The sequence below is a fragment of the Sphingomonas sp. genome (assembly GCF_017304615.1).
Taxonomy (GTDB): domain Bacteria; phylum Pseudomonadota; class Alphaproteobacteria; order Sphingomonadales; family Sphingomonadaceae; genus Sphingomonas.
The window spans coordinates 327,473-341,918 of record NZ_JAFKLZ010000003.1; the positions used below are offsets into that span (position 1 = coordinate 327,473).

At 65.7% G+C, this 14,446-nt stretch carries 15 protein-coding genes; 4 read left to right on the top strand and 11 right to left on the bottom strand.

All coding sequences use genetic code 11. The annotated features are described in order from the left end of the window. Positions 1-7: 7 nt before the first annotated feature. From J0J06_RS14270 to J0J06_RS14310, 9 genes are all read right to left on the bottom strand, one after another. Positions 8-2,947 (bottom strand): 2-oxoglutarate dehydrogenase E1 component, encoded by a 2,940-nt coding sequence (locus tag J0J06_RS14270; protein ID WP_294043160.1) that lies wholly within the window; start codon positions 2,945-2,947, stop codon positions 8-10. A 68-nt stretch (positions 2,948-3,015) separates the two neighbouring features. Next, the gene (gene sucD / locus J0J06_RS14275; protein ID WP_294043162.1) at positions 3,016-3,900 is read right to left on the bottom strand and encodes a succinate--CoA ligase subunit alpha; all 885 of its coding nucleotides are present in this window, start codon (positions 3,898-3,900) and stop codon (positions 3,016-3,018) included. Between the two features lie 18 nt (positions 3,901-3,918). After that, on the bottom strand, positions 3,919-4,449 hold the full coding sequence (locus J0J06_RS14280) for a hypothetical protein (protein ID WP_294043164.1): 531 nt from the start codon (positions 4,447-4,449) through the stop codon (positions 3,919-3,921). Beyond that, entirely contained in the window at positions 4,449-5,411 is a 963-nt protein-coding gene (gene mdh, locus J0J06_RS14285; protein ID WP_294043166.1) for a malate dehydrogenase, read from the bottom strand. The genes J0J06_RS14280 and mdh overlap by 1 nt, the downstream gene beginning before the upstream one ends. 161 nt (positions 5,412-5,572) lie before the next feature. Continuing rightward, positions 5,573-6,379, bottom strand: a complete 807-nt coding sequence (locus tag J0J06_RS14290) for a hypothetical protein (protein ID WP_294043168.1) — start codon at positions 6,377-6,379, stop codon at positions 5,573-5,575. Positions 6,380-6,388: 9 nt separating this feature from the next. Beyond that, on the bottom strand, positions 6,389-7,501 hold the full coding sequence (gene zapE, locus J0J06_RS14295) for a cell division protein ZapE (RefSeq protein ID WP_294043170.1): 1,113 nt from the start codon (positions 7,499-7,501) through the stop codon (positions 6,389-6,391). Then, entirely contained in the window at positions 7,498-7,974 is a 477-nt protein-coding gene (locus J0J06_RS14300; RefSeq protein WP_294043171.1) for a PaaI family thioesterase, read from the bottom strand. The genes zapE and J0J06_RS14300 overlap by 4 nt, the downstream gene beginning before the upstream one ends. Then, positions 7,967-8,752 (bottom strand): succinate dehydrogenase iron-sulfur subunit, encoded by a 786-nt coding sequence (locus tag J0J06_RS14305; protein WP_294043172.1) that lies wholly within the window; start codon positions 8,750-8,752, stop codon positions 7,967-7,969. The genes J0J06_RS14300 and J0J06_RS14305 overlap by 8 nt, the downstream gene beginning before the upstream one ends. Before the next feature lie 65 nt (positions 8,753-8,817). After that, positions 8,818-9,129 (bottom strand): helix-turn-helix domain-containing protein, encoded by a 312-nt coding sequence (locus J0J06_RS14310; protein WP_294043173.1) that lies wholly within the window; start codon positions 9,127-9,129, stop codon positions 8,818-8,820. Between the two features lie 134 nt (positions 9,130-9,263). On the opposite strand from J0J06_RS14310, the gene J0J06_RS14315 reads away from it, so the two are divergent. Continuing rightward, positions 9,264-9,998, top strand: coding sequence for an SDR family oxidoreductase (locus J0J06_RS14315; protein ID WP_294043174.1), 735 nt, complete (start codon positions 9,264-9,266; stop codon positions 9,996-9,998). Here the strand turns inward: J0J06_RS14315 and J0J06_RS14320 are convergent, their stop codons facing one another. Beyond that, entirely contained in the window at positions 9,999-10,568 is a 570-nt protein-coding gene (locus J0J06_RS14320; RefSeq protein ID WP_294043175.1) for an ATP-dependent Clp protease proteolytic subunit, read from the bottom strand. 105 nt (positions 10,569-10,673) lie between these two features. Between J0J06_RS14320 and J0J06_RS14325 the strand changes: the two genes are divergently transcribed. Then, positions 10,674-12,383 carry a hypothetical protein gene (locus tag J0J06_RS14325; protein WP_294043176.1) on the top strand — a complete coding sequence of 570 codons (1,710 nt, stop codon included), beginning with the start codon at positions 10,674-10,676 and terminating at the stop codon, positions 12,381-12,383. 3 nt (positions 12,384-12,386) lie between these two features. Here the strand turns inward: J0J06_RS14325 and J0J06_RS14330 are convergent, their stop codons facing one another. Beyond that, complete coding sequence (locus J0J06_RS14330) at positions 12,387-13,745, bottom strand: NAD-dependent succinate-semialdehyde dehydrogenase (RefSeq protein ID WP_294043177.1); 1,359 nt, start codon at positions 13,743-13,745, stop codon at positions 12,387-12,389. Positions 13,746-13,883: 138 nt separating this feature from the next. Between J0J06_RS14330 and J0J06_RS14335 the strand changes: the two genes are divergently transcribed. Together J0J06_RS14335 and J0J06_RS14340 are read left to right on the top strand one after the other, a co-directional pair. Then, positions 13,884-14,141: a GlsB/YeaQ/YmgE family stress response membrane protein gene (locus tag J0J06_RS14335; RefSeq protein ID WP_294043179.1), complete on the top strand. Its 258-nt coding sequence runs from the start codon at positions 13,884-13,886 to the stop codon at positions 14,139-14,141. Between the two features lie 57 nt (positions 14,142-14,198). Beyond that, complete coding sequence (locus J0J06_RS14340) at positions 14,199-14,444, top strand: exodeoxyribonuclease VII small subunit (RefSeq protein WP_294043181.1); 246 nt, start codon at positions 14,199-14,201, stop codon at positions 14,442-14,444. Positions 14,445-14,446: the final 2 nt, after the last annotated feature.

Sequence of the window (14,446 nt, forward strand, 5' to 3'; positions counted from 1 at the left end):
TCTTCCCTTAGTTCTTCCGCGTCCGGCGGATTTCTTCGCGGACATTGTGACCGAGCGCGTCGGCGACGAGCGCGGCCTGTTCCATCTGGTGGCGCTTGGCGAGGCCGGTGGCGGGGGACGCCGCCGCGGCGCGACCGGCATAGCGCGCACGCGCGACCTTCGCCTTGGCCTGCGCCAGCGCTTCCTCGATCATCGGCTCGACGAAGAACCACGCGCCGTTATTCTTCGGTTCTTCCTGCGCCCAGACCACGTGTTCGAGGTTGGTCATCCGCGCGATGCGGGTGGCCAGCGCCTCGGTCGGGAAGGGGTAGAGTTGTTCGATGCGGACGATCTGCGTCGTAGTGTCGCCCGCCGCGTCGCGCGCGTCGAACAGGTCGTAGGCGACCTTTCCGGTGCACAGCACCAGCCGCTTGGTCTGCTCGTCCGCCGCCGCATCGGGATCACTCAGGATCCGCATGAAATGGCTCTCGCCCAGGAAGTCCGCCGCCTTCGACACGGCGCGCTTGTGACGCAGCAGCGACTTGGGCGTGAAGATCACCAGAGGCTTGCGGAACGTGCGATGCATCTGGCGGCGCAACAGGTGGAAGATGTTGGCCGGCGTCGTGCAGTTCGCGACCTGGATATTGTCGCCCGCGCACAGTTGCAGGAAGCGTTCGGGCCGCGCCGACGAATGCTCCGGCCCCTGGCCTTCGTAGCCGTGGGGCAGCATCATCACCAGGCCGTTGGCGCGCAGCCACTTGGCCTCGCCCGCCGCGATGAACTGGTCGATCATGATCTGGGCGCCGTTGGCGAAATCGCCGAACTGCGCTTCCCAGATCACCAGCGTCTTGGGGTCGGCGAGCGCATAGCCATATTCGAAGCCGAGCACGCCATATTCGCTAAGCGGCGAGTCGAGTACCTCGAACTCGCCATGTTCGACATTCCACAGCGGCACGTATTTGTGCTCGTCATTCTGGTCGACCCAGACCGCATGACGCTGGCTGAACGTACCGCGGCCCGAATCCTGGCCGGACAGGCGCACGCCATAGCCTTCCGACAGCAGCGACCCGAAGGCCAGCGCCTCGCCGGTCGCCCAGTCGAAATTCTCGCCCGTCGCGAACATGTTGCGCTTGGCGTCGATGACGCGAGTCAGGGCCTTGTGGACGGTCAGATCGTCCGGGACCGTCGTCAGCGTGCGGCCGAGGCTGTCGAACAGCTTCTTTTCGATGCCGGTCTCGACGTTGCGGCGCGCGGTTTCGGCGTCGGCGGGGGCGTGCAGCCCCGACCAGCGGCCCGCGAACCAGTCGGCCTTGTTCGCCTTGTACGATGCGCCCGCCTCGAACTCGCCTTCGAGCAGGGTTTCGAATTCGTGCGTAGTCTTGTCGATCCACGCCTGATCGACCACGCCCTCCGCGACCAGTCGCTTGCCGTAGACTTCGCTGACGCCGGGATGGCCCTTGATCGCCTTGTACATCAGCGGCTGGGTGAAGCTCGGCTCGTCGCCTTCGTTATGGCCGAAGCGGCGATAGCACCACATGTCGATCACGATGTCGCGATGGAAGGTCTGGCGGAATTCGATCGCCATCTTGCACGCGAAGGTCACCGCTTCGGGATCGTCGCCGTTGACGTGGAAGATCGGCGCCTGGACGCCCTTCGCCACATCGGACGGATAGGGCGACGAGCGCGCGAATTGCGGGCTGGTCGTGAAGCCGATCTGGTTGTTGATGACGAAATGGATGCAGCCGCCGGTATTGTAGCCGCGGATGCCCGAAAAGCCGAGGCACTCCCACACGATCCCCTGGCCCGCAAACGCGGCGTCGCCATGGATCAGCACGGGGAGCGAGCCGGTATGATTCACCAAATCCTGCGCCATCGTCTGAATCGCGCGAACCTTGCCAAGCACCACCGGGTCGGCGGCTTCGAGGTGGCTGGGGTTGGCGACCAGCGACATGTGGACCTTGTGCCCGCCGAATTCGCGGTCGGTCGAGGTGCCGAGGTGATACTTCACGTCGCCCGATCCGCCGACATCCTCGGGGTTTGCCGATCCGCCGCCGAATTCGTGGAAGATGACGCGCAGCGGCTTCGCCATCACGTTGGCGAGCACGTTCAACCGCCCGCGATGCGCCATGCCGAACACGATCTCGTTGACGCCCATCTGGCCGCCATATTTGATCACGCTTTCGAGCGCGGGGATCATCGCTTCGCCGCCGTCCAGGCCGAAGCGCTTGGTGCCGACATATTTCTTGCCGAGGAAGCGTTCCCACTGCTCGGCCTCGATCACCTTGTTGAGGATCGCCTTCTTGCCGTCGGGGGTGAAGGCGATCGCCTTGTCCTTGCCCTCCATGCGTTCCTGCAGGAAGCGGCGTTCCTCGACATCGGCGATGTGCATGTATTCCAGGCCGACATTGCCGCAATAATTGGCGCGCAGGGTATCGACCAGCTCGCGGATCGTCGCCCATTGCATGCCGAGTTGCCCGCCGAGATAGACCGGGCGGTCGATGTCGGCGTCGGAAAAGCCGTGATATTCGGTGGTGAGGTCGGCCGGCAGGTCCTGGCGCGCGAGGCCGAGCGGATCGAGGTGTGCCGCCAGATGCCCGCGCACACGATAGGTGCGGATCAGCATCATCGCGCGGATCGAGTCCGCGGCGGCGGCGACGATCGCGTCCTGCGACGGCGCGGCGGCGGGCTTGGGCGCGGCAGCGGCGGGGGCGCCGCCCTTGGCGGGCCTGGGCGCCGGTTCCATCTGCGTCGGGTCGAGCGCGGCGGTCAGGTCGTCGGTCGACGACGGCGGCCAGGCGGGGTTCGCCCAGCTCGCCCCCGAAGGACCGGCCTCCAGCCCCTCGAACCAGCCGCGCCACGACGGCTCGACGCTGTCGGGCGATTCGCGGAACCGCTTGTAGAGCGTCTCGACAAACGCCGGGCTGACGCCGCCGGCGATCTCGCTGAAATCCTGACCTTCGTAGCCCATCGGCTTTTTCCTCGGGCATCCCTGGGGAGAAGAGATGCGTTGTCCCGCCCCGGCTGGGCGGGCGCGTGTTACCCCTTGAGAACTTCGACCAGCGTTTCGCCGAGCAGCGACGGGCTCGACGACACCTTGATCCCGGCGCTTTCCATCGCCGCGATCTTGTCCTCGGCGCCGCCCTGGCCGCCCGACACGATCGCGCCGGCATGGCCCATGCGGCGGCCCGGCGGTGCGGTGCGGCCGGCGATGAAGCCTGCCATCGGCTTCTTGCGGCCGCGCTTCGCCTCGTCCTTCAGGAACTGCGCGGCCTCTTCCTCGGCGCTGCCGCCGATTTCGCCGATCATGATGATCGACTTGGTCGCGTCGTCCGCCAGGAACAGTTCGAGCACGTCGATGAAGTTGGTGCCGTTGACCGGATCGCCGCCGATCCCGACCGCGGTGGTCTGGCCGAGCCCGGCGTTGGTGGTCTGGAACACCGCTTCATAGGTCAGCGTGCCGGAGCGCGAAACAACGCCGACCGACCCCTTGGAAAAGATGCTGCCCGGCATGATGCCGATCTTGCACTCGCCAGGGGTCAGCACGCCGGGGCAGTTCGGGCCGATGAGGCGCGATTTCGAGCCCGACAGTGCGCGCTTGACCTTGACCATGTCGAGCACCGGAATGCCCTCGGTGATCGCGACGATCAGCGGCACTTCGGCGTCGATCGCCTCCAGGATCGAATCCGCCGCGAAGGGGGGCGGGACGTAGATCACGCTGGCGGTCGCGCCGGTCGCGGCGACGGCTTCGGCGACGGTGTCGTAGTTCGGCAGGCCGAGATGCGTCGTGCCGCCTTTCCCCGGGGTCACGCCCGCGACCATCTGCGTCCCGTAATCGAGCGCCGCCTGAGTGTGGAAGCTGCCGGTATTGCCGGTCATCCCTTGCGTGATGACCTTGGTGTTCTTGTCGACGAGGATGCTCATTTCGATCCCTTGTGCGAGTTAAGGCAGGAATTTTACGGTGCTGATCGACAATCCAACCCCGGGAAATTGGGGCCGAGAGGTGACCGGTGTGTAGGTGATAGCGACAAATCGCTGGTCTGCGCTTTGGCCGGGCTGAAACGCCCAGAGCATGACCCCGTCTTTTTGAACAAACTTCTTGGCGGGTGAGCGACTAGCCCACGCAACTAGCTCATCGAGACTGGGTTGTGGCGCCTTCTCATCCAACACTTTGCATTCAATCGATCCAGTCCCATCCGGCGCCTTCATTTGAGCGATCAGCACAACGGTATCCGGAGCGGCTTCACCGCGAAATGTGCGGACATCGACATTGAATTTCGGATCAGGCCCAACGACAGCCGTAACGAGACGTGACAACTCAGTTTCTCGCTCTGGTGCGAAACTCGTCAGACCCGCGTCCTTCAGCCGACCTGCCATTAGATCGATGCCGTCAAGCTTTGCGCAATAGCTATCGAACGCTGCGAGGTTCCCCCCGACAGCCTGGGAAGCAAGCAAGGCGGCGGCGAGCAGCATTACGCGAGACTTGAGTCGATGCCCTTGCACGCCACCAGCAGTTCCTTGACCGCATCGACGGACACGCCGAGGTTGGTCTTGGCTTCGTCGTCCAGCGCGATCTCGATGATTTCCTCGACGCCGCCCGCGCCGATCCGGACCGGCACGCCGACATAGAGGCCGTCGACGCCGTACTGGCCCTCGACATAGGCGGCGCAGGGCAGGACGCGCTTCTGGTCGCCGAGATATGCTTCGGCCATCGCGATGCCGCTGGTCGCGGGCGCGTAATAGGCCGAGCCGGTGCCGAGCAGCGCGACGATCTCGCCGCCGCCGCCGCGGGTGCGCTTCACGATCGCGTCGATGCGCTCCTGCGTCGACTTGCCCATCTTGATCAGGTCGGGGACGGGGATGCCCGCGACCGTCGAATATTGCACCACCGGCACCATCGTGTCGCCATGGCCGCCGAGCACGAAGGTCGTGACGTCGCGCGCCGACACGCCGAATTCCTCTGCGATGAAGTGGCTGAAACGGCCCGAATCGAGCACGCCGGCCATGCCGACCACCATGTTGTGCGGCAGGCCGGAGAATTCGCGCAGCGCCCACACCATCGCGTCGAGCGGGTTGGTGATGCAGATGACGAACGCGTTGGGCGCGTTGTTCTTGATGCCCTCTCCGACCGCCTTCATCACCTTCAGGTTGATGCCGAGCAGGTCGTCGCGGCTCATGCCGGGCTTGCGCGCGACACCGGCGGTGACGATGATCACGTCGGCCCCGGCGATGTCCTTGTAATCGTTCGAGCCCGTGATCTTCGCGTCGAAGCCCTCGATCGGGCCGCACTGCGACAAATCGAGCGCCTTGCCCTGCGGCACGCCCTCCACGACGTCGAACAGCACGATGTCGCCGAGTTCCTTCTGCGCGGCGAGATGGGCGAGCGTGCCGCCGATATTGCCGGCGCCGATCAGCGCGATCTTCTTGCGGGCCATGAGCTCTCCTTCAGCTTCGAGCGCGTGAGCGCGGGCCGTCGAAAACAAGAACAAGCGCGCGCGAGACGCGACGGCGCTTAGGCGCTTCGCTACTCGCTGGCAACCGCTAAAGGGCGAGAATTAACATCTCGTAACGCGACTAATTCGCAAAAGCAATAATGTCATGACCCGGTCTTTTTCGGATGCCCGCCGGCGCGTTGCGGCACGACCAGAATGAGGATCAGGATCGCCGCGACCAGTGCCGCCGAGGCGATCGGGCGGCTGAGATCGAGGCCGCCTTTCGCAAGCGGCTTGTCGAGAAAATCGCCGACCGTCGCGCCCAGCGGGCGTGTCAGGATGAAGGCCGCCCAGAACAGCACCACCCGGCTGGCGCGGGTCGTGAAATAAAGGAGCGCGAGCACCGCCAGCGCGATCGCGAACATCGTCGCGCCCCCCAGATAACCGAGCCCGCCGGTGTCCGCCGCCCAGTCGCCGAGCGCGGTGCCGAGCGTCTGCGAGAAAGTGATGGTCAGCCAGTAGAAGGCCTCGGCGCGCGGTGTCGTCACGTCGTTGACGTCGACGCTGCCGAGCGCCGCCTTCCAGGCCCCGAGACTCGCCAGCACGAGACCGAGCAGCAGCGCCGACCCGCCGGTGTAACCGATGCCGAGCGAGCGCGTCGCGAAGTCGGCCAGCGTCGTGCCCGCGGTGGTCGAAGCGATGATCGTGGCCCAATAGAGCCAGGGGTTGAAGCGCTTCGCGGCGATCTGGGCCCAGACCAGCCCGACCAACAGCACGCCGAAGATCGCGGTGCCGACCAGATAACCGTTGATTCCGCTCGCGCCCGCTTCCGGCGTCGTCTCGCCCAGCCACGACATGCTCACGGCGTCGCCGCCGGTCTCGCCGAGCGTGGTGGCCAGTATCTTGACGATCCAGAAGCCGAGCGCGACCGCCGGGACCTTGCTCAGCACGGCGCGCGTTTCGTCGGTCATCCTTCGACTTTAGGCCTGGCCGTGTCCTTGTGCCAGATATTCGTCGGATCGCATCTCTTCCAGGCGGCTGACGGTGCGTTCGAATTCGAAGCGGCCGTCGCCCTTTTCGTAGAGGTGTGAAGGCTCCGCGTCGGCCGCGGCAAGCAGCTTGACCTTGTGTTCGTAGAGCGCGTCGATCAGCGCGACGAAGCGCGCGGCCTCGTTGCGATTTTCAGGGCCGAGCCTGGGGATGCCGACAATGATGACGGTGTGATAGCGCCGCGCGACCGCGAGATAGTCGGCGCTCCCGCGCGCTTCGCCGCACAGTTTCCTGAAGCTGAACACCGCGACGCCCTTGAGAGATTTGGGGACGTGGAGCGTGCGGCCGCCCTGCACCGGAATATCCTCGGCCGGAACGTGCGCGGCGTCCTCCGGCGGATAGTCGGTCAGGCGAAAGAAGGCGGCGGAAAGCTGCGCGGTCGCTTCCGGGCCGTTGGGGACCAGCCACGTCTCCTGCTGGCCGAGCCGGTCGCGGCGGTAATCGACCGGGCCGTTGAGCGGCAGCACGTCGAGCCGGCTTTCGATCAAGTCGATGAACGGCAGGAAATGCTCGCGGTTGAGGCCGTTCTTGTAGAGGTCCTGCGGGGGACGGTTGCTCGTCGTCACCACCGTCACGCCCGCCTCGATTAGCGCAGTGAACAGCCGTGAGAGGATCATCGCGTCGGGCGAGTTGGTCACCATCATCTCGTCGAACGCCAGGCAGCGCGCTTCGTCGGCGATTGCGGCGGCGATCGGCGCGATCGGGTCGCCGGCTTCCCTCTTGCGTTCCTCCGCGATGCGCTGATGCACTTCGAGCATGAACTCGCTGAAGTGGACGCGGCGCTTCCGGCCGATGTTCAGGCACCCGAAGAACAGGTCCATCAGCATCGACTTGCCGCGCCCGACATCGCCCCAAAGATAGACGCCGCGCGGACTGTCGGGCCGCTTGCCGAGCGCGCGCCACAGGATCGAGCCACGCTTCGGGACGGCTTCGAGTTCGTGCTGAAGCCGGTCGAGGCGTCTGGCGGCGGCCTCCTGATCGGGGTCGGCGCGGAGCTCGCCCGCCGCGACGAGGGCGTGATAGCGGGGAAGGACGCTCGTCACGCGAGGCCGGGCGGCGGGCTCGATTTGCGCAGCGTGCCGGTGAAGCTGGCGATGGTCGGGGTGTTTTCCTGAACGATCAGCCCGCGCAGGAAGATCATCCGGCTGGTCTCGCGCAGCAATTCGATCCGCGCCTCCAGCGGCTCGCCGATGATCCCGCCGCCGATAAACTGCGCCGACAAATCGAGCGTCACTGCGCCGCCCGCCGACAATACGCCGAACGCACGGCTCGCGGCGAACAGGGCGACGTCCATGAAGCCAAGCAGGGCGCCGCCATGGACATTGTCGCGCATGTTCGAATGCTCGTGCCGCGGCATCATCCGCACGCGGGCGATGTCGCCTTCGAGCCGGACCTGGAGCGGCTCGAGGAACGCGTTGAACCGCGTGTTGTCGCGGAACGCCCATGTCTTCCACCCCGGTGCATCGGGGTCGTCGTCATAGCTGAAAAACGGCGATACTGGCGGCGTCTCAGACAACCCGCTCGGCTTCCATCTTCTTGATCTCGGCGATCGCCCGCGCCGGGTTGAGGCCCTTGGGGCAGGCGTTGGCGCAGTTCATGATGGTGTGGCAGCGATAGAGGCGGAACGGATCTTCGAGCTGGTCGAGCCGCTCGCCGGTCATCTCGTCGCGGCTGTCGGCGAGCCAGCGATATGCCTGGAGCAGGATCGCCGGCCCCAGGAACTTGTCGCTGTTCCACCAATAGCTCGGGCACGAGGTCGAGCAGCAGGCGCACAGGATGCATTCGTAAAGGCCGTCGAGCTTCTCGCGGTCGGCTGGCGATTGCAGCCGCTCCTTGCCCGCAGGCGCCGGGGTGACGGTCTGCAGCCACGGCTTGATCGACGAATATTGCGCGTAGAAATGCGTGAAATCGGGGACCAGGTCCTTGATCACTTCCATGTGCGGCAACGGGGTGATCGTCACCTCCGACTTGCAATCCTCAATCGCTGTCGTGCAGGCGAGGCCGTTCTTGCCGTCCATGTTCATCGAGCACGACCCGCAAATCCCCTCACGGCACGAACGGCGGAAGGTGAGCGACGAATCCTGCTCCGACTTCATCTTGATGAGCGCGTCGAGCACCATCGGGCCGCACGTGTCGAGGTCGATCTCGAAAATGTCGTAATGCGGGTTTTCGCCCGCGTCGGGATCGTAGCGATAGACCTTGAACTTGCGGATGTTGGTCGCGCCCGGCGCTGCCTTGTGGACCTTGCCCTTGTTCTGAATGCGGCTGTTCTTGGGCAGGCGGAACTCGGCCATCGACTATCGTCCCCGTTGGAATGCTGCGGTGCGGCTATGCCTTTCGCGAGCCGAGCGCAACCCCGTCACACTTGGTTATTGGCAAGGACGGCGTCGAGCAGCCCCGGAAAACGCTTGTCGAACTCGGCGCGGCGCAGCGTGCTGATCATTTCGCGGCCCGCCTGCGTCGTCTCGATCAGCCCGGCGGCGCGCAGCAGCTTGAGGTGGTTGGACAGCGTGCTCTTGGGAATGGCGTCGCACGGCGCCGCGTTGGTGCAGCTCAATCCCTCCGCCTCGGCGAGCCGCGCGACCATCCCCAACCGGTTCGGATCGGCCAGCGCGTGAAGCGCGAGGTCGAGCGGAACGTCTTCCAGCCGGGGGTGGGTAAAACGGGGCATGGGTCAGATATAGGAATGGTTCTTCAATTTAATAGTTCGGGAATATTGAACTATTAAATCGGCATCCCAGATGGCGTCCGGCTGGCAGCGCACGATGGCGTGATCGCGGGCGGAATATTTTTCGGAGAATTCACATGTCACTTCAGGGCAAGAAGGCCATCGTTACCGGCGGATCGCGCGGGATCGGTTCCGCCATCGCCAAGCGGCTCGCCGCGGACGGCGCGACCGTCGCGATCACCTATGCCGGCAACAAGGCGGCGGCCGACGCCGCCGTCGCCGCGATCGAGGGTGCGGGTGGCAAGGCCTTCGCATTCCAGGCGGATGCCGCCGACGCGGCGTCGCAGCGCGCCGGGATCGAACAGGCGGCCGCGGCGCTGGGCGGCATCGACATCCTGGTCCACAATGCCGGGATCGCGGAATTTTCGCCGATCGATCAGGATACCGACGAGACGTACGACCGCCAGTTCGCGGTCAACGTGAAGGGTCTGCATGTCGGTACACGCGCCGCTTTGCCGCACCTCGCCGATGGCGGGCGGATCATCCTGATCGGCAGCGTGTCCGGCGAGATCTCGTTCCCGGCGACCTCGGTCTATAGCGCGACAAAGGCGGCGGTGGCGTCGCTGGCGCGCGGCTGGGCAAAGGACCTCGCCGCCCGCAACATCCTGGTCAACACCGTCCAGCCCGGCCCGATCGACACCGACATGAACCCAGCCGACGGCGAATTCGCCAAGCAGATGACCGCGTTCGTGCCGCTGGGGCGCTATGGCACGGTCGAGGAGATTGCCGGCGCGGTCGCGTTCCTGGCGGGACCCGATGCGAGCTACATCACCGGCACGACGCTGACCATCGACGGCGGCATCGCGGCCTGATCAGATAATGTCGAGCACGAGGCCGAGGGAGCGCGCTTCCTCGGCCTCGATATACCAATTGCTCGGCGCCTTTTCGTGCAGCTCGTCGAACGGCACCTTGCTGCCCTTGATCAGGTCGCGAAAGCCCTCTTCCTCGATCGCCACCGACGTTTCAACTTCGTTGAGCGCCGCCTGCAACGAGGCGACGACCATCCTGAGCGGGCCGTTGAGGTTGATCGTCTTGGTGATCTGGCGCTCGTGGAGCAGCAGGCGCGTACCGTGGGTTAGGAATCGGTGCTCGACGGGAAACGCCGACATGAACGTCGCGCCTGCCGAATAGACCGCGACCTTGCCGAGAAACAGGATGTCGCGCCCCTGGAACTCGCGGATCAGCCGGATGTCGTCGCCCATCGCACGGGCGACCTCCGGGTCGCCGCCCAGCGTGGTGATCGTTACCACCAGCATCCCGTCCTTCGGGCACGCCGCTAGCTGATTGCAGAAGCTGTCGTACATCGCATCGTCGACCGTGCCGTGGAGGCGAACGTGCGGGGTGGCGAGCAGGGGGTATTTGTGTGCTGTTGTGTCGGTCATGGCGCGGCGAACCGACAGGATGCCGGTAAGTTCCGTCCGAAAGGCTGTGGCGGTCAGAGATGATTTCTTGCTATCGACGGCGGGTCGCGATTCACGGGGTGTTGTATGCCGCTTGGCCGATGGTTCCTGACAGCTTCGGCGTTCTGCCTGGCGACGCCGGCTCTGGCGCAAAAGACCCCGGGCAGTGACATCGTCGTCACCAGCGACATCACCAAGAAGAAGCAGGCGATCACCTGGAAGCGCGCCGAATCCGATCATGTGATCGTGTTCAGCCAGGGCAGCGACGCCGAACTGACCCGCGTCGCCAAGAATATCGAACGGCTGTATCACCTGATGTCGCGCCTCTATCGTCGTGGGGACGAAAGCGACGTCACGGTGAAGCTGCAAGTGACGCTGGTCGATTCCGCGGCCGATCTGCGTGCGATGCGGCTCGCCGACCTGCGGTCGACCGAGGGACCGTATCTACAGGTCTTCGATGACCAGGCCTATTACGATCCGCGCGCCGATGGCGCGGTGCTGGCGGTGGCGCGCAGCGATCGCACGGCGGATCTCAACACCAGCCGCGCACAGGATCTCGATTGCACCGATGCGCTGGCGGACGGGGCGATGGAATGCGATCCGCCGATCGGCCGCGCGGCGATCTATTACACCCCCGCGATCCGCACCTGGGAGCAACGGCTGTACGGCGCGTACGCGCGCCATTTCCTGCTGACCTATGCGCCGGCCGTCTATCCGCGCTGGTATCTCGATGGGATCGGGGCTTTGTTCTCGACGCTGACGGTGCGCGGGAATGGCGCAGTCGATTATGCCGCGCCGCCTGAAAACTATCGCCAGGTGCTGCGCTCCTACGTCCGGCTCGACGTCGCCGACGTGCTGTCCGGCCGCTACCTGACCGGCGTGCCGGGCAAGGCGGGATGGAACCCCTACCAAGCGTGGCTGCTGACGCATTATTTCGTGTTTTCGGCGCTGAAGCCCGACCGGTATCGCCAGTATCAGGCGTACATGGCCGCGATCGCCGCCGGCAAGCCGATGGCGGAGGCGGCCGCAGTGTTCGGCGACATGAAGCGGCTCAACCAAGACTTGTTCGACTATGTCGATCGCGACAAGTCGTATGCGCGAACCGCCCCGGCGCAGCCGATCGGCGCCGAACCGACCGTCTCCATCCTGTCGCCGGGCGGCGCGGCGACGGTGCTCGCGCGGCTCCAGCTCGACACGCAGCTGGCGGCGACCGATGCGGATGGCGCGGCGCGGCGCGACGGCTGGATCGCGCAACTGCGCGAGACGATCGGCAAGCTGCCCTTCAATCCGGATGCGACGTTGCTGTTGGCCGAGGCGGAGTGCCGCGCGGGCCAGCCGGCGGCGTGCGTCGCCGATGCCGATCGCGTGCTGGCCGCGTCGCCGGACAATGTCCGGGCGCTGGCGTGGCGGGGCGTCGCGCTGACCGACCGCGCGGTGAACGGTGAGGCGCCGTATCGAGCGGCCCGGCTTGCGCTGGCCCGTGACGCGATCAAGCGTGCGCTGGCGATCGACGGTGACTCGCCGCTGGCGTTGATCGCGCAATTCCAGAGCTACGCGCTGGCCGGCGAACGCGTGCCCGACACGGCGATGGCGGGCATGGCGGGCGTGGTCCGTCTGGTCCCCGCCGCGCCCGCACCGCGCCTCTATCTGGCCGAGGAATTGCTTCGCCAGCAGCAAGCCGACGCCGCGCGGCGGCTGATCAGGATCGTGATCGACGGTGCGTACGATTCGCCCGAACGGACCGTCGCGCTGCGAGAGTTCGGGTCAGCGATGGGCGCGCCTGCCTCGGGTCGCTAGGCCTCAGCCGATCACCGATTTCAGGTTCATGAATTCGTGCAGGCCCCATGGGCCCAACTCGCGTCCGTGGCCGGAGCGCTTCACGCCGCCGAACGGGGCTTCGGGCGTGGAGGCGAGCATGCGGTTGATCGCGGTCATGCCCGCGGCGATGTCGCGGGCGAAGCGTTCCTGTTCGTCCGGGTCGGTCGTCCAGACCGACGAGCCGAGCCCAAACGGCGAGTCGTTGGCCAGCGCGATCGCTTCGTCGATGTCGGCAACCTTGAACACCATCGCGACGGGCCCGAAGATTTCCTCCTTCGCGACCTCGGCCTCGGGATCGACGTCGACCAGCACGCCGGGGGTTAGATAGGCACCGGGCAGATCGAGTTTCTCCGCACCGAACAGCAATGTCGCGCCCGCGTCGCGGAATTTGGCGACCTGGCCGAGCACGGTGTCGCGCTGCTCTTCCGACGATAGCGGCCCCATGTCGGTCGCCGGGTCCATCGGGTCGCCGGTCCTGACCGCCTTCATCCCGGCCGAAAACTTTTCCATGAACGCGTCATAGACCGCTTCGTGGACGATCATCCGCTTGGCGCAAATGCACGACTGTCCCGTATTCTGGGTCCGCGCGGTGACCGCGGTCTTGGCGGCGAGATCGATGTCGGCGGACGGCATGACGACGAACGGGTCCGACCCGCCGAGTTCCAGCACGACCTTCTTCAGCGCGCGGCCCGCGGCCTCCGCGACCTTCGCACCAGCACCTTCGCTGCCGGTCAGCGTCACCGCGACGATGCGGTCGTCGGCGACCAGGTCCGCCACCTTCGACGATTTGATCGGCAGGTTCTGGAATAGTCCCTCGGGCGCGCCGGCCTTCAAGATGGTCGCCTCGATCGCGGCGGCGCAACCCTGAACCGACGACGCGTGTTTCAACAGCCCGACATTGCCCGCCATGATCGTCGGCGCGGCGAAGCGGATCACTTGCCAATAGGGAAAGTTCCACGGCATCACCGCCAGCACTGGCCCCATCGGCAGCCAGCGCGCGGTCGCATGGCCGACCGGCGTCTCGACCTCGGTCGGCGCCAGCAGCTTGACGCCGTGCTTGGCGTAGTAGCGGAACGCGGACGCGCATTTCAGGACCTCGGCCGTCGCGGACTTGAACGTCTTGCCCATCTCTTCGGTCGCGATCCGCGCCAGACGATCCTTATCGTCTTCGAACGCTTCGGCGATGTGCCGCAGCAACGTCGTGCGGGTCGTGAGGTCGCTTTCGCGCCAGTCGAGAAAGGTGGCTTGCGCCTTGGCCAACCGAGCCTCGACCTGCGCATCGGTCAGTTCGGCGTAGCTCTGCCCGGGCTGGCCGGTGGCGGGATTTATGCTGGTGAACATGACGCCTCCTGGCTTTTTCGACCGCGGACGGAACGCGCCGGTGCGCGCCGGGTTCAACTCGCAGCGGGACAATCATTGTGCAAGCGAAACGGGCGTGCCATGATCCTCCCGGCAAGAGTTGATTGTGGGAGAGTCGCCATGTTCGCTTTCATCTGGATGGCCTTTGTCGGGTTGATCGTCGGTATCCTCGCCCGGTTCTTCTATCCGGGCCAGGTTCCGCTGAACTGGTTCTGGAGCATCCTGTTGGGCATCGCCGGGTCGTGGCTGGCCGGAATGGTGGTCCAGGCGATGACGCCGGGCGCGCGCGGCAAGCCGTTCCACCCCGCGGGCTTCATCGCGTCGGTGCTTGGCGCGATGGCGCTGATCTTCCTGGCGCGCGTGTTGCACATCATGTGATCATGCGGGCGGATCGGCGGTTGCTCCCGCCGGTCCGCTGCCGCATAGCGTGGCGTCATGGATACGCCGATCGCCGACCTGTCGTTCGAGGACGCGCTCCGCCGCCTCGAAGAAATCGTCCACAAGCTGGAAACGGGCGACGCCAAGCTGGGCGAGGCGCTCGACCTGTATGAGGAGGGCACGCGGTTGCGCCAGCAGTGCAGCGCGCGGCTCGACGCTGCGCAAGCGCGGATCGAGGCGATCCGGCTTGATGCGGAGGGACGCCCCGTCGGCGTTGCGCCGTTCGATAACGCCAATAGCTGATG